The following is a 21,097-nucleotide window of genomic DNA, read 5'->3' as shown; positions in this document are numbered from 1 at the left end:
CCCTTCCCCCTACATAAGTCCTCTTGCCATAGCAGATATGGTATTTAACAATCGAACCCCTTCTTGGATATCTTCAGCAATATATTCAATGGTATCAGAAGAAACTCTATTGACCCTTGGAATAATTTCTACACAATCTGTAATCAAAACAGAATTGAGTTTGATCTTCATGTCTAAAGGTCCTTTTAATTGAAAAAGTTCCATATTCTTTAATTCTTTTAAAGCATGTTTTACTTTTTCTTTGATTAATGCTCTAGCTTTATTAGGATGCATACATTTTGCACAATTAGCAGCTATATTTTCTTTTACTACGGCTACTTGAACTTTAGGAAAATCTCTTTTTACTTCCATTTCTAATGCATCATCCCCAGAAAACAATACTACAGGCACCCCAAAACTTCCAGCTAAAGCACCATAAATCCCTGATTCTCCATAGCTTTTTCCATTGATCTGTATATCTGAAAAAGCATATCCGCTAATAGTATGTGAGAGGGTACCATCATGTTTTGCCATTGGATGATAACCAATGCATAATATAGCATCAAAGGTTTGATCAAGTCCTGCCATCATGGAATTCTTTTTCGGTTTTCCACAAATGACAGTTGCTTCCTCTCTTAAATCCTCCACTAATAGATTACGCATGCCTCCATGGGAATCATTTACAACCATCTCTTTTGCACCTGCTTCTAAAGCCCCATCAATAGCTGCATTTACTTCTTGGGTCATTAAAATTCTTGCTTTTTCATAATCCCCATTTCCTACTTTTGTTTGAACCCCTTGAACAACACCACCGATTCCCTCAATATCTGCTGAAATAAAAATCTTCATGGTCCCCACCCCTTATTCTAATTTCCTATTCTCTAGTTCTTTTAAAAATTCTTTTCCTTTTCTTGAAAGAATGGTTCCTGCTCTTCCTTTTCTTACATTTAATAAACCTAAATCTTTTAACCACTCAAGCTTTAATCTTAACTGCTGTTCTGTTAGATAAATATGGATTTCTTCTAATTTCTTTTTTAAGGATAAACGTCCATAGGCCTTATAGGCTTCTTTCCCACCATGAAAAACATTTAATATCTTTAAGCTTTCTTCTAAAAATCCACGTCTTTCTATTTCTTTAATCATTTTCTCCACATCTATTGTTTTTTTCTGTACCGTATGATCAAAAATTTTTTCATCTACAACTTCGTTGGTCTTTATATAAAAAGGGAGATCACTTTTATCGATTCTACTTACATCCATACAAGCAATATGAGCTAATACATTAAATAATTCTCTTACATTACCTCTCCATTTATGGTTTTTAAGGATTTGTATAGCATCCTCTTCAATGATTAACTCCTCTCTCTTAAGATTATTTTTCAAATATCCCTCAATCAAAGCTTCTAATTGTACATTTTCTTCATTTAAATTATGTAATCTTAAAGCATAAGGAGACATTCTATAAAATAATTCTTTAGAAAATTCCCCTTCTTTTACTAACCCTAAAATATTTACTGTACTCGTTGTAATCAATCGAACATCAATCAAAATAGGTTCTATTCCATTATTTCTAGTAAGCTTATTCTCTTTGATCACTTGAAGCAATCTATTTTGTAGCTTAAAGGAGAGCCCATTGATTGCTTCTAAACACAAGGTTCCTCCATCTGCAAGTTCTAACAAGCTTGGAACCTTATTTTTAGAAGCTTCATCCTCATACCCAAACAACTTGTTTTCGAGTGTTTTTTCTGACATCAAAGAACAATCCACCATAATAAAAACCTTTTCTTTTCTTTTTGATTCATTATGAATAGCTTGTGCCAAAAGTGTTTTTCCCGTTCCAATCTCCCCATAAATATGAATATTTTTTTCATCCTTTGCCATTTTCTTAGCCATTTGAATAGTATTTTCTATTTTTTCGCTATAAGAAATCATATCTGAAAAATAATAATTTGCTTTTGTATCAATTTTATTTAATAGATGCATCTTATCCATGGGCTCATCTTGTGTAAGGAGACTTAATGCTTTCATGTATCGTTTCATAATCCATACATGGTCATACTCAAAACCTAGAATTTCAAAAAGTTTCATAATGGTCTCTAAGTCTATTACCCTAGGCCCTATGTCTATAACATTTTTCACCCCTTCAGGTATGAATTGCATTTCTCCTGGGGTAATAACATAATCAATCTCTTTTGGTATGGGATTATTCATGGGGTAACCATAATAATCATGTTCAAAAATACATTCCCTTAACTCTTCTACTACTTCTTTTGTATTAAGATCTGTATCATTGATGACCAAAATCTTTTGTCCTTTAGGAAGCAACCATAATTTTTTCATATTCATCAAATTAACGGAACGTTTGATTAATATATATTTCTTTATGTCTTGAAAAAAAGTTTTTACCATAGGGACAATGGATTGATTAGATAACAAAAGAATTTCGTCAGGATCTATTTTTTCTTTCATCAAATTTTTCACTGTGATCCCCCGAATTTCTACCTTATCGGAAAATATTTCTTTTAATTGACTCAACATTCGTTCCATATAACCTTCTTGAATACAAATAATCACTAATTTCCTTTTTAGGTATTTTCTCTTCATTATATTCACCTTTTCAAATCCTATTTTTTCTGAGGAATAAATTCAAATCCTTCATAGCTTTACATCTTATTGTTTTCTATAAAATATCCATTAATAAAGATGACAAGCAACTTCATGGGATGGACCTATCTTTTTTAATACAGGTCTTTCCTTTTTACAAATCTCCATACAATTTCTACATCTTGTATGAAAACTGCATCCACTTGGTGGATTCACAGGACTTGGAACATCTCCTTCTAATATAATCCTTTCTTTCTTCGCTCTAGGATCAGCAATAGGTACAGCACTTAGTAATGCTTTTGTATAAGGATGGGAAGGATCACTGTATAAAGTATCTTTGTCTGCAATCTCTACAATTCTTCCTAAATACATAACCCCAACTCGATCACTAATATGCTCTACTACACTTAAATCATGGGCAATAAAAACATAAGTTAAATTAAATTCTTTCTTTAAATCTTGCAATAAATTTAGTACCTGAGACTGTATAGAAACATCTAATGCAGAAACAGGTTCATCTGCAATAATCAATTTTGGTTCAGCTGCCAAGGCTCTGGCAATACCAATCCTTTGTCTTTGTCCTCCACTGAATTCATGAGCATATCGATTGGCATGATATCCACTGAGCCCTACCATTTCTAATAACTCATAAATTCGTTTTGCTCTTTCCTCTTTACCAAGCTTTGTGTGTACCTTTAATGGTTCTGCAATAATTTCACCTACAGTCATTCTTGGATTTAAGGATGCATAGGGATCTTGGAAAATCATTTGGATATCTTTTCTCTTCATACGCATTTCTTCTTGACTCATCTTGACAATATCTTTTCCTTCAAAACAAATCTCACCTTCTGTAGGTTCTATTAGTTTTAGGAGCATTCTTCCTGTTGTAGATTTACCACAACCACTTTCTCCTACTAATCCAAAACACTCTCCATTATAAATTTCAAAGGACAACCCGTCTACAGCTTTCACATAAGCTTTTGTTTTGCCTAATAATCCTTTTTTTATAGGAAATAATTTTTTAAGATTGTTTACCTTAACTAATTGCTCGCCCATATTTTAATCCTCTCCCATATGATTTTTACAATTCCAACATTTACTTTTATGTCCTTCATCAATATAAAATAATGGAGGTTCTTTTTCAAAACAAATATCCATTGCCTCAGCACATCTTGGTGCAAATTTACATCCTTTAGGCATATTTTTAGGATTAGGTACTGTCCCTGGTATAGAATCTAGTCGATCTACTTTTTGTCTTAATTTAGGAATCGAATTCAATAATCCTCTCGTATAAGGATGCATAGGCTTTTCAAAAATTTCATATACATCCCCATATTCAACTACTCTCCCACAATACATAACAACTACTCTTTCACAGGTTTCAGCAACTACCCCTAAATCATGCGTTACCATCATAATCGCTGTATGATTTTCTGTCTTTAATTTTTTCATCAAATCTAGAATTTGTGCTTGAACCGTAACATCTAGGGCTGTAGTAGGTTCATCTGCAATTAATAACTTAGGACGACAAGCCATGGCCATGGCAATCATAACTCTTTGCCTCATGCCCCCTGAAAGTTGATGAGGATATTCATCATAAATTTCTTCTGATCTTGGAATCCCTACAGCTTTTAACATGTCTACAACGTGTTTTTTTGCCTTATTTTTAGCTAATTTCAAATGCAGTTCAACCGCTTCTTGAATTTGTTCTCCGATCTTTAAAACAGGATTTAAAGAGGTCATAGGCTCTTGAAAAATCATAGCAATATCATTTCCTCGAATGTTTTGCATTTCACTTTCAGATAAGGATAATAAATCTTTATCATCAAAATTGATATACCCATTGACGATTTTTCCTGAAGTATCCTGTAGTAATCTCATAATAGAAAGAGAGGTTACACTTTTTCCTGATCCTGATTCCCCTACAACTCCTAAGGTTTCCCCTTCATTTATATATAAATCCACACCATCTACTGCTGGTACAACCCCTTGATCTGTATAAAAATAGGTTTTCAGATATTTTACTTCTAATAATTTCTTCTTCACAGTTATATTCATCTCCTTTATCTATTAATTGTCTAACTTTGGATCTAATGCATCTCTTAATCCATCTCCTAATAAATTAAATGCTAAAACTGTGATAAATATAGCAAGACCTGGATAAATAGTAATATGTGGTGCTACATTTAAATAATCTCTTCCACCACTTAGCATAGCTCCCCATTCTGGTGTAGGAGGTTGTGCACCTAGTCCTATAAAGCTTAAACTTGCAGCTGTTAAAATAGATGTACCGATTCTCATAGTAAAAAAGACAATGATACTAGAAGCAGTTCCTGGTAAAATATGCTTCAGCATAATCCAATAGTTTTTTGTTCCGATACTTTTGGCAGCTTCCACATAAACCGTCTCTTTTATAGATAGTGTACTCCCCCGTACAATCCGAGCAAAGACGGGTATACTGAAAGTGGCAACTGCCACCACCACATTTTCAAGGCCCGGCCCTAAAATGGCAACAATAGCAATGGCTAATAAAATTCCTGGAAAAGCAAATAAAACATCACAAAATCTCATGATCAAATTATCTAAAATCCCCCCATAATAGCCACTAATGAGTCCTAATAAAGACCCGATAATCATTCCAACAGTTACAGAACTAAGGCCTACCACTAAAGAAATTCTCGAACCAATGATAATTCTACTTAAAATATCTCTTCCATAGGCATCTGTTCCTGCGAAGTGTGAAAGAGATGGTCCTTCCATTGGATGATCATAATCTGTTGCATCTAATGCATATGGTGCAATCTGTTCACCAAAAATAGCTAAAATCACAAGGATACATATAATACCTCCTGCAAATACTGCAACTTTTTGTTTCTTAAATTTTCTCCAAAACTCTGATATTGGCGTGCGTATTTTTTGTTTCTCCTCTTTTTCATTGACTACTACTTTTTCTGTCACATAAAAACCCCCTTATTCCCTTACTCATACTGAATTTCTGGATTCATTAAGGCATACAATAAATCAACCACCAAATTAATGATGATAAACTGCAATGAAAACAATAATATTTCTGATTGTATCACTGGATAATCCCTAAAGTTTACAGAATCAATGAGAAGTCGCCCAAGCCCTGGCCAACTAAATACGGTTTCCACTACAATAGAGCCTCCAAGTAAAAATCCAAATCTTAGTCCAATCATTGTAATTACTGGTATTAATGCATTTCTCATGGCATGTTTCCAAACAACAATTCTTTCCATTAACCCTTTTGCTCTAGCCGTTCTGATGTAGTCTTCTTTCATGATTTCCAAAAATGAAGATCGGGTAAATCTTGCAAGTACTGCTGCAACAGCTGCTCCTAATGTCATAGATGGCAATATATAATGGGCAAAGGTTCCGTAACCACCTGTTGGAAACCATCCTAATTTTACAGAAAAAAGTTGAATAAGCATTAGTCCAAGCCAAAAAGATGGTAAAGATATGCCTGAAACAGCTACAATCATCCCCAAATAATCTGGCCATTTATTCCGATTCGTTGCCGATACAACGCCTATAATGAGTCCAAAGACAACTGCCCAAGCCATACTAAATAATGTTAATGTGAAAGTAGGCATAAATCTACTTCCAATCTCTTCTGTAACTGGTTTTCTTGTTTTTAAGGATTTTCCTAAATCCCCTTTAAACAAATTTCCCATAAAGGTAAAATATTGCTCATGTAATGGCGCATCTAACCCTAGCTCTGAGCGAATAATAGCTACATCCTCAGCCGTTGCATCTTCTCCAGCTACTAATCTTGCTGGATCTCCTGGAATTAAATGTACAAACAAAAAGACAAATATGGAAATGACAATTAAAATTGGAATCACTGATAATATTCGTCTGATAAAATATTTAAGCACGTTTTTTCCTCCTTTAAAATTGTTGAGATAAGCAGCAAATGCGCTTATCTCAATAGAAGTACTATTTAATTTCTGCTTCTTCTACACTTAAAGATCCATCTGGTAATAAATATACCCCTTTTAAAGAAGCCTTTTTACCTGCCATGTTTTGATTCACTCCTAAGAAGGCCCATGGCGCATCATTCCATATAATTTCTTGTACTTTTTTATAAGCTTCATTTCTCTTTTCAGGATCTGCTGTCTTTATAGCTGCTGCAATATATTGATCTGCTTCTTCACTAGCATAATATGCTGTATTGAAAGACTTTGGAGGGAACGCATTAGATGCAAATAATGGTCTAATTCCCCAATCAGCATCTCCTGTAGATGGTGACCAACCTGCATAATACATCTCAAGTCCTGCATCTTCTGGCTTCTGAACAGACCAGATTTTCTCAGCTCTTGTTCCTGATTCCATAGGTTCAACATTTACTTTGATATTGATCTTTGACAATTGCTGTTGGATAAATTCCATAGATTTAACTGTATCTGAGTTGTTATTTCCCCAAATAGTTGTTTCAAATCCATTTTCATATCCAGCTTCTTTTAATAATTCTTTTGCCTTTTCTACATTATAAGTATATGGTTTTTGTTCTTCATAAAATTGTACGTTCGGTGCGATGATAGATTTCATATCATCTGCAAATCCTTGATAAACAATTTTTTCATAAGCCTTTTTATCAAGGGCATAATTAATTGCTTTTCTTACACGAATATCATCAAATGGTTTTTTCATACAGTTCATAGCTAAATATCTAACAATAATAGAAGGTGTATTTTCTAATACAATTCCATCTTGTCCTTCAATAATCTTTGCTTGCTCTGGTGGAACTTGATAGATAAAATCAGCTTCTCCAGTTTGTAGCATTGCTACCCTTGTTCCATTCTCTGGAACTGGTTTAAAGGTAACACTATCTACCTTTGGCATTCCATTTTTCCAGTAATTTTCATTTTTTACTACTGTTAAGTGATCTCCAGGTACCCACTCTTTAAATGTAAAAGGACCTGTTCCTACTGGATTTCTAGAAACTTCTTTTCCGTATTTTTCAAGTGCTGCTGGACTGTGCATCATTGCAGCAGGATGAGCAAAAGTATTGATCATAGCACCAAATGGCTCTTTTAATACTACTTTTACTGTATACTCATCTACTACTTCTGTACGATCTACTAATTCAAACAAACTATGTCTTTTTAATTTGTTTTCAGGATTTGCTAGACGATCTACATTTACCTTTACTGCTTCTGCATTGAAATCTGTTCCATCATGGAACTTGATTCCTTCATGTAGTTTAAATGTAAACTCTGTAGCTTCTTTGTTGCTTTCATAACTTTCTGCAAGAACAGGAACAACATTCATTTCCTTATCAAAACCAACAAGTCCCTGCATCATACTCTTTTGAACAGAATAGGATAAAGTATCATTTGTATCATGTGGGTCCATACTAATAAATGTAGCTCCTACCCCTATGACAATATCTTTACTCTTTGCTTCTGCATCACCACTTGCTTGATCTTGTTGACTAGCCGTTTCTTCAGATGCATTATTACCACATCCAACTAAAGCTGCTGCCATCAAAATAAAACATAAAAAAACTGCTAAAAATTTCTTTTTCATTGCATTTCCCCCTTATTTTTTTAAGATATATTTTTTTATCTTTTATTGCTTTTTATAAACTCTCATTTCTGATGCATCCCCTAAAGGGTTCACACCCTATTCATTTAGACAAGACACTATCCCTACTGCTTATTTTTCCTAAAACTATCTTTTTTTGAAATTTTAAATGTAGTAACTTGTTTTTTAATAAAAATTCTGAAATATATACATTGAAAAATTTTTTCTATTCCCATTCTATCCCTGTTATTTTTTAAACAAACAACTCATTTTTCTAAATTAAAACAAGAGACATTATTCTCTTTAAAACAAAAGTTGCAATATACCTGATTCATCACATTCTTTTTTAGAATTGAAAGAATATTTTGTTTGATAAACATATTACCATACACATCAACCTATTTCAACCATTTTTTAGTAATATTTCGTATAATACTCTATATTCTCTTTATTTTTCCTATATTTTGTATTCTTTTTTCTATCCCAAACACCCTATTTAACCCTATTAAAAATATTCTCTTTTGAACAACATAAAAAAGAAGATATTTCCTTCCTCTTGAAGTACTCTATCTTCTTTCAATTTAAATGATTCTACTTTTAATAAATTTTACTGCTATTCTATTGAATCTATTACCATCTCATTTTTTATATTCACTTATTCAAATATTCCTATTTCATCTCTTTTAAGAGTCCAACAGGATCATTACTTGGTTGATAGCTATCATCTATATATAATTTTTCGATTTTTCCATCCTTCACAACTACATTAATGGTACTACTTGCTGTATATCCTGCTTCGCTAATAATCATATATGTTTCTAATATTTTATCTGTATCTTTTCTCATATATCTATAAAGGGGTGTATAGACCTTTAATACATCTTGTAGCTCTTTTAAACTTTTTCCTTCAAATTTTTCTTTTAATTCTTTCTGTGTATCTTCTCTTTTTTCTTCTAAATCATAAGGAAAATCCACCTCTTTTGTTTGCTTTTCCATATGATTATAATTGTAAACCAAAGTATCATAATCATATCCTTCTGTATTCACTTCTCCATTGAATGCATCTAATTTAGCATTGATCACTTTATCTTCTTTGATATATAAGTAAAGAGCTGTTGGGTCTTCTGATTCTTTTAAAATATACACATCTGTCTCATCTGTTAGATTGGTATTTTCATCTAAAAACATTGCCCTCACTGGCTCATTTTCTAAATAAGCTTTATAATCTGCATCCATTTTTGTAAATTCCTTTAGGATTTCAGGGTTTTTATAAATTTTATCAAAATTATATCCAATTTCCTCTGCCTGTGTATTTTCATCTTCCTTGGTACTTTCTACTTGAGTACTACTAGCTGTATCTTTTACATCTCCTGTACAAGCTACTGTTGTAATCATAACTGCACTAATTAGTCCAAGAGCTATCACTCTTTTGTAATTTTTCATCTTTTGCATCTCCTCTTTCTATGGATATTGTTATTGCTGAAAAAAAGTATACCATATAGATGCTTTGAAAAAGTTACAAAAAGGTTAAAATATGTTTATTAACTATACTCAAGCTTTACACAACTTCCCCCTACCCCTTCTTCTCCAGGGGTGACTAAAATCTTAACAGGTACTCTATTTTTTAGTTCCTCCACATGGCTAATAATCCCTACAGACAATTTGTCTGTATGAAGTTTTTCAAGAGATGTCATAACCACCTCTAAAAGATTGGCGTCCAATGTACCAAATCCTTCATCTAGGAAGAAAAATTCCAGTGGCGCACTTCCCTTTAATTGGATTTGAGAGGATAAAGATAATGCCAGTGCTAATGAGGTCAAGAAGGTTTCTCCTCCTGATAAGGATGCAGTTTCTCTTACAACCCCTCCATTTTTATCATCTCTTACAGTGAAATTTCCTTCATCGTCAATCTCTAATGCATATCGATTGGCTGTAATAGATAATAGTCTTCTTGAGGCCTCCCTTGCTATATATTTTAACTGATTCATGGCTACAAATTCTACAAACTTATTTCCTTGAATTAACTTATCTATATCATATAAAAGACTTAATTGATGCTGCACTTCTTTATATTTTTTATTAAGCTCCTTTAATTCTTTTAAATCCTTTTTTATTTGATTCAATATACTCTCAAGTGCACCTATTTTTCTGTGCTTTTCTTCAATGAGTTTTTCATAATTTTTCTTATCTTCTAGAATTTTGTTCCAAGTATCTTCATCAATACTTTCATTATTTAATTGCTTTTTAATCCTATTCATATTGTCTAAGGTATTTCTTAATTCATTCTCATAACCTTCTACTACTTTATTACATTGATCTATCTCTTCTTTTGTAATAAATGCCTCTAATACATCCTCTTCATTTTCAAAATCATGTTCTTTCAATAATTCTTCTAATCTATTCCTTTGCTTTTGTAGTGTTTGAATAAGATTTCTTTTATTTTGACTTTTACTCGTCACATCTTTTACTATTTCTTCTCTTTTATTTTTTTCATTTTCTAATTGGTCGTTTAATTTTTTCACTGTGTCATTCAATTCTTGAATCTTATTTTTCACTTCAATCATATATTTAGAAGGATCTTTTCCTTCTGTTATTTTTTTCATTTCTTCTGCTTTAATATCTATATTTTTTCTTTTTTCTTGTCCTACATCTGTAATGCTTCTTAATTCTTCATTCAACTGGCTTATTTGTCCATTTAATTCTTTTGTTTGTGGTTCCATCTGCTCTATCTTATTTCTTAATTCCTTTTGGTTTTTTTGTATCTTTTCTATTTCTTTTTCACCCTTCTTTATTCTATTCATTTCATCAGAGAAGCTTTCTATGTTCAATTCCTTTTTCAAAACTTCATAATCTTTAGATAAAGTTTCAAAGGTCTTATGTTTTTGAGAAAATTCTTCTTCTAATCCTTCAAGAACTCCTTTGTCCTTTTTTACCCCTTCCCGTAGTCTAGCTTCCTCTTGATCTATTTTATTTTTTTCATCCTTTAGTTCATTTAGTTGATCTTCTAATTCCTCTTTATTTTTCTTCCAAATATCTATATCTTTTTTAAGGGTTTCAAAATCTTTTTCATTCTCTTTATAAGATTTTTTGAGGGTTTCTAAATGGATTTCTTTTAATTTTTCCTCTAGTAGCTTTATTTCATCTTCAAGTCTGTTAATTTCTTTTTTTGCATAATCAAAGTTTTTTTCAACCCCTCTTAAGTTTTTATCGATTTCTTTTATTTTTCCCTCTAAAGATTTTTTTTCTTCTCTTTTTTTCTCTAAAATCTCAGCATCTACCCCTACAGCTAAATGAATATGATGAATAGCTCCACATACAGGACAAGGATCATTATCCTTAAGATTTGCTGCAAGAATAGCTGCTGCATTTTCTCTCTCTATTTGTGCAATCTCTTCTTCTAATGCTTTTTTCATACGCTCTTTTTCCTGTAGTGCTTCATTCCATTGATTGAATCTTATCTCCAGTTCTCTTCTTTCTTTGTCTATCTTTTTATATTCAAGATTTAACGCATCTCTTTTCTCTGTATCTTTTATCTTTTCATCTAATCTGCTTTTTAATTGGGTTAAATTAGCTTGAGCTTTTAATAAATTTTCATCATTTCCAGGGCAATTATTTTGTAAACCCTTTTGTTTTTTTAGTAATTCATTCAATTTGTTTTTCTTTTCGTCCTGTAGCTTTACTACTTTTTCATGTTCTTTTTCATTGCTTTTATAGCTAGTCCTTTTCTCCTCAAGATTTATTCTTAACTTTTGATTTTCCTGCTGTTGGCTGTTGTAATTATTCTCTATTTCTAAAGATTTCTCTATCTTTTCTCTATACGAAAGGTCAATCTTTATCATGCTCACTCTTTTTTCTTGATCCTTCAGATTTTCTTTTAGTGTTTTTTCTGTTTCTTCATTTTCTGCTAATTTTTTAGTCATTTCCTTCTTTTTATCATTTTGCTCATGATATTGTTTGATCAATAACTTTCTTTCTTTTTCTAAATCTTTCATCTCTTTTTCTATTTCAATAGCTCTTTTTAATTCACTTTCTTTGTTGATATATATAGGAATTTCATGATCTTTTTTCTCTAATGATTTTTTATATTTTCCTTCTATAATAATGATTTGTTCTTTTATTCCTTCTAATTGTTTTTCAAGACTTACGAGCTTTTCATTATTCTTATTGAATTCTTCTTCAATTTTTATTCTTTCATCTATATGAGGCTTTACGAAAAGGGCATTTTCTCCTCTTATGCTTTGAATCTTTCGTTTTTCCATCTCTTCTTTTTTATCATCTAAACCCTTAAATTTTTCTTCATAAGTCTTCATTTCCTTTTGCAAATTCCAAATACCTTGATACTTTTCATAATCAGTTTGTACTTTTTTCTTTTTTTCTGCCATCTCTTTTTCTTCGTTTTTGAGGATTTGAAGCTCCTGCTCTTTTTCTTTATAACTTTCTTCAGAGATGCCTTCAAATCTTTTTAACGCACCATTCAATTCACTTTGTTTTTTTAATTCTATATTCCTAGCTTTTTTAATTTTTTCTCCCAATTGCTTCCCGTATTTTTCAAGACCAAAAATTCTCTCTAGCATATCTCTTTTTTCTCTTCCCTTAAGCTTTAAAAATTCGCTGAATTTTCCTTGGGGAAGTACTACAGAACGAGTAAAATCGTCTATAGTAAGCCCTACTATTTTTTCAACCTCTTTTTTTACCTCCGTAGGCTTTTCTGCAATCATACATAATTCTTCGCTTTCGTTTTTTTCCATAAGTCTTGCATATTTTGTTTTAATACTTCCCTTTTTATCTCTCCTAAAATTTCGCTCAGCTATATAGCATTTTCTGTTTACGCCTAATCCAATTTCAAATTCATAACTTACAGATAAAGTATCACAATTTGTATTCATAAAATCTCTATTTTTTCTTACAATCTCTCCAAACAATACAATGGTAATAGCATCTAATATAGTAGACTTCCCACTTCCTGTAGGACCAAAGATTCCGAATAGGCCCGTATCTGTAAGGGTTTTAAAATCGATAGTCTGCTCTTTTATAAAGCTATTGAGTCCTGTTATTTTTAATGTAATAGGCTTCATCTATTCTTCATCTCCTTCCTCACTGGCTACTTTTAAAAATAAGTCCATAATTTCTTTTGTAGGATTTACACTTCTTTGACTATAATAAAACTCTTTGAATAATTCATCTATGTTTTTTTCCTTTAAATCATAAGAAACTTCTTCCTCCTCATGTCCCTCAACAATAGGTTTTATTTCCAATATATCCTTTTTAAACCCTTTCATGGCTTTTATATCTTCTTGCGTAATATATTGATCTGTTTTGATTTCAAAATATACCCATACATCTCTTTCCCTATTTTCTTCACACATTTTTATAGCATCTTCTACATTTTCACATTTCCATACTTCTATAGGCTTATAATTTTTTAGTAGTATTTTTTCAACCTTCGCTTCACACCCAGCAGATACCTCTACCCTATAACAGCATTTACTATAGCCCCTCTCACTTTTACTATACTGAAGAGGAGAGCCTGCATAAACAATCTTTGTATTTTTGTTTTTGATTTCTTGAGGTCTGTGCAAATGTCCAAGGGCTATATATTGGGCCTTTAATGGTAAATCAGATGCCCTTACTGCCAAGCTTCCTCCTAGCTGAATATTTCTCTCTGATGCTGATTCTTCTCCACCGATTACAAAAAGATGGGATACGGCTAGATTAATCGTATCCTCTCGATATTTTTTAGATAATTCTTGAAAGAGTTCTCCTAATCTTTGACTATAGCTCTTTTGGCGATTCTCTTCCTCAATGCTATCATAAATCACTTCATTTAACCTTTTCTCACTAGGATAAGGCATGGCTACAATAACAGCTCTTTCTCCATTGATTTCTATTTCTAAACAACCTTCCTCACTATCTACAATTTTATGTTTTCCACATGGTCCTACCTCTGCCTTACACTTAGGCTTATCAAGTAAGATGATCCCCTGCTCATAGGCTAAAGGACTCGCTGCTACTAATCTTTCAGGATTGTCATGATTTCCAGCAATAATTAAAACAATCCGCTCTCCATCTTTTGATATTTTCTTTAGTGCTCTATAAAACATCTTTTCAGCTTTGGCCGAAGGATTACTATGATCATAAATATCTCCAGCAATCATCACTAAGTCTATATTATTTTCTTCAACAATTTCCACAAAATCATCAATAAATTTTTCTTGCTCCTCTATTCTACTGGCATTTTCAAGATTTTTCCCTAAATGCCAATCAGAAGTATGTAAAATTCTCATAAATTGTCTCCTTCTTTTATTTTAATTTAAATATATTCTAATTTATATAGCCACAACATCTATCTTAACAATAGAATTATTTACTAATCTCAATAAAATTTTCAGTTGATCTATTCTTCTATTCTATTTTTCTATAAAGGCTTTATAGTTTCCTTCTATGAAATTGAGAACCTAATATAGAATAACTCATTGATCTAAACGATGCCCTTATCAAACCTAATCCTAAATTTTTGTTTAATCTTTTTGTCATAGGGTATTATATGTATATATCATTTCGAAAGGAATTTCTAAACCCTCCTTATTTATATAAAGTTGTTGTACAAGCCCCCCTAAAAAAGCTATCAATAGGGATTTATTCCCTTTGATAGCTTTTTGTTAGTATTATAGAGTTCTTTAATAAAATTTACACACAATTCAATTTTATCTATAATTTATAGAATTTCAAAAGAACAGATGTGTAAATGTAGAAATACTTTCTAAAAAATCATGGATAGATCCTTTCTTTTCACTTTTTTTGATTTACATATTGAATTCTCCATAACATTTCTATACGTTCCTATACTACAAGACTTAAAGAGTAACAAAATATTTTCCAGAAAAATATACTAATTATGTAATAGAGTACTTTTTGTGAGGAGCGATTATATGAAACTTCATGCATCAAAGGATTTAGCTAGCAATAGTATCTCTAATTCTACAGAATACGCTAACCTTTGGCCACATATATCCATATCAAAGGAATTTAGAAAAAATATAAAAAACAAACTCATTGCTCATAAATTTCCTTACACCACAAATATTTTAATTAAAACAGGTGGTTTGGGTGATTTTGTTCAGTTAACACCTGTAGCAAAAGCACTAAAAATCAAGTATCCACTTCGTCCTGTGGTTGCTGTTATTAACCACTCAATTTCCATATTTGATGAACATCCATATATCGATTTAGCCATAAATTGTGGCAATATGCATCATCAAGTAGTGGTCAAGAGTTTAATAGACCTTGTAGAAAATGTATTTGATGTTCGCTACATTAGTCGTGCCTATGGTACCTGGAAAAATACTGATTGTTATTACGCAAATTCTTGGTTCTATGATCATTTTCCTCAATCTGGACTATATGCATATAAGCTTAATCAACATGTGTGTGATCTTATGCTATATTCCCTTGGACTTGATCATTATGCTAATTGTAACGATGTGTTTATCGCACCAGATTTAATGATAAAAAAGGTTTCAGGAGATTATGTTGTGGTAAGTAATAGCCCAGGAAGTATAGAAGGTGGGTTAAAAAGATGGACATCCGAAGAGTGGGACGAACTGATTAAGTGGCTTCATTTGAAAAAAATTATTCCTGTTCAACTAGGCCTTAGAAAAGATCCACTAATCCATTCAACAGTAATGGATTTAAGAGGTAAAACTACACCTCGGCAAGCAGCTGGTTATCTGAAATTATCTAAAGGTTATGTTGGTATTGAGGGAGGACTTTCTAATCTTGCTAAAGCAGTAGGAACACCATCAGTAGTCATCTTCGGTCCTACATCAGCTATTAACTTTGCTTACCCAGATACTCATGTGGTCACTAATAAACTGTGCCCGACTTGTTTATGGAGTGAACTTTGGCCTCAAGTAAAATGTTTAAAGGGTAACAAAACTTGTTTAAATCTTCCTGATTGGAAAAGTGTTGCTACTGAAGTATCTAAAATGTTAAAAAAAGGTGATGCGTAAAATGGAAAAGCTAAAATCTCTACTAATGAATCGAATAGACCTCTTTAATCAACTGACCAAAGCTGATGAAATATTATTGCAAATTCACCAAGTTGGCCAATTGTTAAAATCTGCAGTATATGGAGGGTCTATGGTGCTAATTTGTGGTAATGGGGGAAGTGCTGCTCAAGCACAGCATATGGCTGGTGAGATTGTGGGAAGATTTTTAGTTGAACGAAATGGCTTACCAGCCCTTGCTCTACCCGCTGATTCAGTGACACTCACAGCCCTTGGCAATGATTATGGCTATAATGAAATATTCGCACGTCAAGTTACAGCCTTTAAAGATTCAGCAAAATTATTATTTCTCCTTTCCACTTCTGGAAATTCAAAGAATTTGTTAAAAGCTGCATCTATTGCAAAAACTTACGGAATAAAAACAATAGGGCTCTTAGGAAGAGATGGTGGTGCATTAAAAAAACTATGTAATTTTCCCATTGTTGTTCCTTCCTATTCTACACCTGAGATTCAGGAAATGCATTTAGCTATTATCCATATCCTTTGTCAATATGTGGATGGTGAACAGCAATGACTAAAAAAGCTGTATTTTTAGACCGGGATGGCACCATCATTGTAGATTATGGGTATGTTCATAAGCCTAGTCAAGTGGAGCTTCTTCCTGGAATCATTGAAGCATTAGTCACACTAAAAAAATTAGATTTTGAATTAATTATTATTTCTAATCAGTCAGGAATTGGTCGTGGATATTTTACAAAAAAAGACGTAGATCTTGTTAATGCGCATTTGCAAAGTTTATTAAAAGCACATGGCATCGAATTGTCAGGGATTTATTATTGTCCTCATAGCCCAGATGATAGATGTGACTGTAGAAAGCCTAAACCTGCACTAATATTACAAGCCTTAAAAGATCATGGAATTGATCCTAAACACTCCTACTTTGTGGGGGATAAATGGACAGATGTACAGGCTGCAATAAGGGCTGGTGTTCCGCCAGTTCTCCTTTCCAAGGAGCATACTATTTCTATGAATACCATTCCCGTTCTAATAGTAGATTCTTTACTAGAATGGACAAAACTTATTGATCAGGGGGATATGTGATGAACACTTTCAACAAAAAACTAAATGCAAAAACATTCATTGTTATAGGCGATTTAATGGTTGATGAGTATGATATGGGAACAGTCTCTCGACTTAGCCCCGAAGCACCGATTCCAATATTAGATTTTACAAAGCGAATACGTGTCCCTGGTGGTGCCGCAAATGTAGCCATGAATCTAGCCAGCCTTGGAAACCATGTGGAATTAGTTGGCTTAATTGGTAATGATGAAATTGGACAATGGTTAAAAGATTCCCTTAATCGACATGGTGTAGGAACTAAAGGTATTCTATATAGTAACAAAAGACCCACAACAAACAAAGTACGATTTGCTACAATACAACAGACGTTGTTACGTGTTGATTACGAAGATTCACACCAGGTAGAAGATCCACTTATCAATAAAATGTTCGCATATATCGTACAATATTTACAAAACAATCAAGTAGATGGTGTACTTGTTTCCGACTATAACAAAGGTTTAATATCTTATGAAAAAAAGAATCATCCTTTCATTGCTCTCTTCAAAAAAATTATTAAAATGCCATTATTATGCGGCGTTGATACAAAAAAAAGTGGAACTGCTCTAAGTATTTTTTCAGGATTTGATTTCATAAAGCCTAATCTATTAGAGTTAGAGAAGACCGTCAACATAAAGATCAATTTAAGTAATACATTGCCATTGGCTTGCCAAAATTTTTTAAAAATTAGTCAGGCTAAAACGGTGCTTGTCACATTAGGTGCAGAAGGGATGTATCACTTTGATGGTACTAATGGCATACATGTTCCTACAGTTGCAACAAGTGTTCATGATGTAACTGGAGCAGGAGATACAGCATTTGCAGTTATTATGCAATCTCTAGTAAATGGACTGAGTTGGATTGATTCCATGCGTTTAGCAAATTTGGCTGCATCCGTTGTTATTGAATCCCAAGGAACAAAAGCGATTTTACTAAAAGAATTGTATAGGAGAGTGGAATTCATTGAAAACACACACCCCAACTATTTTATCTCTTAATCAAGCACACAAAAAACTAGATCAACTAAAAAAACGAGGAAAAACAATTGTATTGACAAACGGATGTTATGACCTTTTACACGTGGGACACATTGCCAGTCTGAAATTCGCTAAATCCCAAGGAGATATTTTAGTTGTTGCAGTCAATAATGACTTATCTGTACGTCGCTTAAAGGGTAACTCACGCCCTATCATACCAGAAAAAATGCGAATGGAACTTCTTAGCGAACTCAAAGTAGTTGATTATGTCATTTTATTTAGTGAAGATAATGCTCTTGAAGTTGTAAAAAAACTCCAACCAAATATCTATGTAAAAAGCGCAGATTATAATCTCCGAAATACACCAGAAGGAATGGAAGTTTTAAAATATGGTGGAAAAATTCAGACTGCACCTTTTATACCAGATATTTCAACAACTAGCATCATTGAAAAAATTCACAGAATTTTATTGTGTCAAAAGGAGATGAGAAAATGATCCTAATTACTGGTGGAAGCGGATTCATTGGTTCAAACATTATAGAAGCATTTAATAAAGAAGGTATATGTGATATTCTAGTTGCCGACCAACTAGATTCTACTAATAAATGGAAAAATATTGCCAATAAAAATATAGCCGACTATATAGATAAAGATAGCTTATTTAAAAAAATAAAAGAAGAAAATATTCAAGTTGTTATTCATATGGGTGCTTGTACAAATACTATGGAATCTGACGCAAAGCAAATGCTTAAAGATAATTATGATTTCAGTAAAAATCTGTGGAAATATTGCGCTGAGAAGAAGATTAAATTTATCTATGCAAGTAGTGCTTCTATTTATGGCGATGGCTCCTTTGGATTCACAGAAAATATAAACCTCAATAAGGTGACACCACTCAATCCATATGCCTATTCAAAACTACTATTTGATCGGTGGATTGCAAAACAAAAGACTACCCCTCCATATTGGGCTGGTCTAAGATTTTTCAACGTTTATGGTCCAGGTGAATCCCATAAAGGACCTATGGCAAGTATGGCTTTTCATGCCTACCATCAAATTCAACAAGAAGGAAAAGTTAGGTTGTTTAAGTCTAATCGTATAAATTATCAACATGGGGAACAACAACGGGACTTCATATATGTGAAAGATATTGCTAATATTGTTCTTTTCTTTTATCACAAAGCATCTTTTCCATCTGGTATATACAATGTAGGTTCTGGTCAGACACATACATTTAATGAACTAATTCAAGCTATTTTTTCAGCTTATCCAGCTCCTATTCAAATGGAATATATAGATATGCCTGAAGGATTAGAAGATAAGTATCAATACTACACAAAAGCTGATATGAACAAATTAAAAACAATCGGATATTCACGTAAATTTACAGACCTCAAACAAGGCATATCAGAGTATGTTCATTATCTAAGATCATTAAAGTAAAAAGCTCAAAGTAAATACGTAGTCTTGGTTAGACAACTCTAATATACTAGTATTACATCCTTTAATCTTTTAAAAATAATGTAATATAAAAGATAAAAGCTATCAATAGGGATTTATTCCCTTTGATAGCTTTTTATTAATTCACAGGTTTACTATAAATATCTGCAATCTGTTTCATATATTTTGAATACATATCTATATAATCATCTGGCGTATTGTAATTGCTAAGAACTACAGCAGTCAATTTTTCAGATGGAATCCGTATAACGCCACTTCCAAACCCACAAGATCCTCCATAATACCCCATCACCTTTCTCCCATGGCTATAATAATGAAACCAGCCATACCCCATCAAATCACCATAACCAGTTCCTGAACCGCCATCAAAGATTTCCTTTAATGTATCATAACTTACCAATTTGTCTGTATATAATGCTTGATCCCATTTATAATAATCCATCAAGGATGTATATATTCCTCCATCTCCAAGAACAGCACTTGTAATACTTTGATCACATTCAACATATTCTCCATCTATCTTTGTTACCCCATAGGCTCTATTTTTTATGGTAGATATGCCTTTTTCATAGGCTACTGTATCATTCATTTCTAATGGTTTAAATATATTTTCCTCTAAAAACTTTGCAAACCCCACTCCTGAAACTTTTTCAACTACCATTGCAAGGAGAGAATATTCTGCATCACAACATCCAAATTCAGTTCCTGGTTCACATCTAAGTCTGTTTTTCTCCTTATATAGATTTAATACATCTTCATCCTTCAATTGTTCCTTTTGATTCTTGGGAATAAGATCATAATAATCTATAAGTCCTGATTGATGCTCTAATAAATTTTTAATAGTAATTTCCTTTCCATAATCAGAAAAATCAGGAAATACCTCTTTAAGTGTTGTTTCATAACTCAAAAGACCTTTTTCTTTTAGCATCATAACACTCATGGTTGTAAAGGCCTTTGTCATACATCCTAGTCTATAATTGGTATATTCACTAGCAGGTATATTTCCTTTTATATCTGCTAGTCCATAGCTTTTTTTGAATACGATGTCTCCATCTTTTATAACCATCACACTTGCTGATGGTACATTTTCCGTTTTATTAAATTGCCTAAAAAGTAAATCCATTCGTTTTTCTTTACTTCCATAAAATTGAAAAATAAGGATACCCAAAATACATACTAAAATAATTACTGGTAATTTCTTTTTTAGCTTATTCATATGTCTTACCCCCTATAGATTGGTCAATTTATGAATATTGTAACATTTATTGAAGATACTGTAAATTTCAAATGATTCATATGTCATTGTATCATTATTCATCTTCGTATATAATATTTGGTATAATATATAATTATTGGAATTAACAAGTACAATCGTTTACCATTAATAAACCTGACAAATTC

General features: G+C 32.4%; 17 protein-coding genes. 6 read left to right on the top strand and 11 right to left on the bottom strand.

All coding sequences use genetic code 11. The annotated features are described in order from the left end of the window. Nucleotides 1–9: 9 nt before the first annotated feature. From K7H06_RS02445 to K7H06_RS02400, 10 genes are all read right to left on the bottom strand, one after another. Entirely contained in the window at nucleotides 10–828 is an 819-nt protein-coding gene (locus K7H06_RS02445; protein ID WP_223038399.1) for a M55 family metallopeptidase, read from the bottom strand. 12 nt (nucleotides 829–840) lie between these two features. Further along, nucleotides 841–2,583: a sigma 54-interacting transcriptional regulator gene (locus K7H06_RS02440; protein ID WP_223038398.1), complete on the bottom strand. Its 1,743-nt coding sequence runs from the start codon at nucleotides 2,581–2,583 to the stop codon at nucleotides 841–843. 90 nt (nucleotides 2,584–2,673) lie between these two features. Continuing rightward, on the bottom strand, nucleotides 2,674–3,639 hold the full coding sequence (locus K7H06_RS02435; protein WP_223038397.1) for an ABC transporter ATP-binding protein: 966 nt from the start codon (nucleotides 3,637–3,639) through the stop codon (nucleotides 2,674–2,676). A gap of 3 nt (nucleotides 3,640–3,642) precedes the next feature. Beyond that, a complete protein-coding gene (locus tag K7H06_RS02430) occupies nucleotides 3,643–4,629 on the bottom strand; it encodes an ABC transporter ATP-binding protein (RefSeq protein WP_343216806.1) in 987 nt (328 codons plus the stop codon). A 24-nt stretch (nucleotides 4,630–4,653) separates the two neighbouring features. Beyond that, the gene (locus tag K7H06_RS02425; protein WP_223038395.1) at nucleotides 4,654–5,541 is read right to left on the bottom strand and encodes an ABC transporter permease subunit; all 888 of its coding nucleotides are present in this window, start codon (nucleotides 5,539–5,541) and stop codon (nucleotides 4,654–4,656) included. A 20-nt stretch (nucleotides 5,542–5,561) separates the two neighbouring features. Continuing rightward, the gene (gene gsiC, locus K7H06_RS02420; RefSeq protein ID WP_223038394.1) at nucleotides 5,562–6,482 is read right to left on the bottom strand and encodes a glutathione ABC transporter permease GsiC; all 921 of its coding nucleotides are present in this window, start codon (nucleotides 6,480–6,482) and stop codon (nucleotides 5,562–5,564) included. 61 nt (nucleotides 6,483–6,543) lie between these two features. After that, nucleotides 6,544–8,136, bottom strand: coding sequence for a glutathione ABC transporter substrate-binding protein GsiB (gene gsiB / locus K7H06_RS02415; RefSeq protein WP_223038393.1), 1,593 nt, complete (start codon nucleotides 8,134–8,136; stop codon nucleotides 6,544–6,546). Nucleotides 8,137–8,802: 666 nt separating this feature from the next. Further along, a complete protein-coding gene (locus K7H06_RS02410; RefSeq protein ID WP_223038392.1) occupies nucleotides 8,803–9,576 on the bottom strand; it encodes a hypothetical protein in 774 nt (257 codons plus the stop codon). A 98-nt stretch (nucleotides 9,577–9,674) separates the two neighbouring features. After that, nucleotides 9,675–13,208, bottom strand: coding sequence for an AAA family ATPase (locus K7H06_RS02405; protein WP_223038391.1), 3,534 nt, complete (start codon nucleotides 13,206–13,208; stop codon nucleotides 9,675–9,677). Next, nucleotides 13,209–14,417 (bottom strand): exonuclease SbcCD subunit D, encoded by a 1,209-nt coding sequence (locus K7H06_RS02400; RefSeq protein ID WP_223038390.1) that lies wholly within the window; start codon nucleotides 14,415–14,417, stop codon nucleotides 13,209–13,211. A 645-nt stretch (nucleotides 14,418–15,062) separates the two neighbouring features. Here K7H06_RS02400 and K7H06_RS02395 point away from each other — a divergent pair. Genes K7H06_RS02395 through rfaD form a run of 6 tightly spaced genes read left to right on the top strand, consistent with a single transcriptional unit; the run spans nucleotide 15,063 to nucleotide 19,678 of the window. After that, entirely contained in the window at nucleotides 15,063–16,142 is a 1,080-nt protein-coding gene (locus K7H06_RS02395) for a glycosyltransferase family 9 protein (RefSeq protein WP_223038389.1), read from the top strand. Nucleotide 16,143: 1 nt separating this feature from the next. Beyond that, on the top strand, nucleotides 16,144–16,713 hold the full coding sequence (locus tag K7H06_RS02390; protein WP_223038388.1) for a D-sedoheptulose-7-phosphate isomerase: 570 nt from the start codon (nucleotides 16,144–16,146) through the stop codon (nucleotides 16,711–16,713). Next, nucleotides 16,710–17,240 (top strand): D-glycero-alpha-D-manno-heptose-1,7-bisphosphate 7-phosphatase, encoded by a 531-nt coding sequence (locus K7H06_RS02385; protein ID WP_223038387.1) that lies wholly within the window; start codon nucleotides 16,710–16,712, stop codon nucleotides 17,238–17,240. Before K7H06_RS02390 ends, K7H06_RS02385 begins: the two co-directional genes overlap by 4 nt. After that, on the top strand, nucleotides 17,240–18,256 hold the full coding sequence (locus tag K7H06_RS02380) for a bifunctional heptose 7-phosphate kinase/heptose 1-phosphate adenyltransferase (RefSeq protein WP_223038386.1): 1,017 nt from the start codon (nucleotides 17,240–17,242) through the stop codon (nucleotides 18,254–18,256). Before K7H06_RS02385 ends, K7H06_RS02380 begins: the two co-directional genes overlap by 1 nt. Continuing rightward, nucleotides 18,222–18,731 (top strand): adenylyltransferase/cytidyltransferase family protein, encoded by a 510-nt coding sequence (locus K7H06_RS02375; RefSeq protein WP_223038385.1) that lies wholly within the window; start codon nucleotides 18,222–18,224, stop codon nucleotides 18,729–18,731. The genes K7H06_RS02380 and K7H06_RS02375 overlap by 35 nt, the downstream gene beginning before the upstream one ends. Beyond that, nucleotides 18,728–19,678, top strand: a complete 951-nt coding sequence (rfaD, locus tag K7H06_RS02370) for an ADP-glyceromanno-heptose 6-epimerase (protein WP_223038384.1) — start codon at nucleotides 18,728–18,730, stop codon at nucleotides 19,676–19,678. The genes K7H06_RS02375 and rfaD overlap by 4 nt, the downstream gene beginning before the upstream one ends. Before the next feature lie 136 nt (nucleotides 19,679–19,814). On the opposite strand, the gene K7H06_RS02365 is transcribed toward rfaD, so the two are convergent. Beyond that, complete coding sequence (locus K7H06_RS02365) at nucleotides 19,815–20,912, bottom strand: serine hydrolase domain-containing protein (protein ID WP_223038383.1); 1,098 nt, start codon at nucleotides 20,910–20,912, stop codon at nucleotides 19,815–19,817. Nucleotides 20,913–21,097: the final 185 nt, after the last annotated feature.

Origin of the sequence: Crassaminicella profunda, assembly GCF_019884785.1 — a bacterium.
Classification (GTDB): Bacteria; Bacillota; Clostridia; order Peptostreptococcales; family Thermotaleaceae; genus Crassaminicella; species Crassaminicella profunda.
Note: the sequence above shows the minus strand (reverse complement) of the source record. Positions and strands in the feature narration are given on the sequence as shown.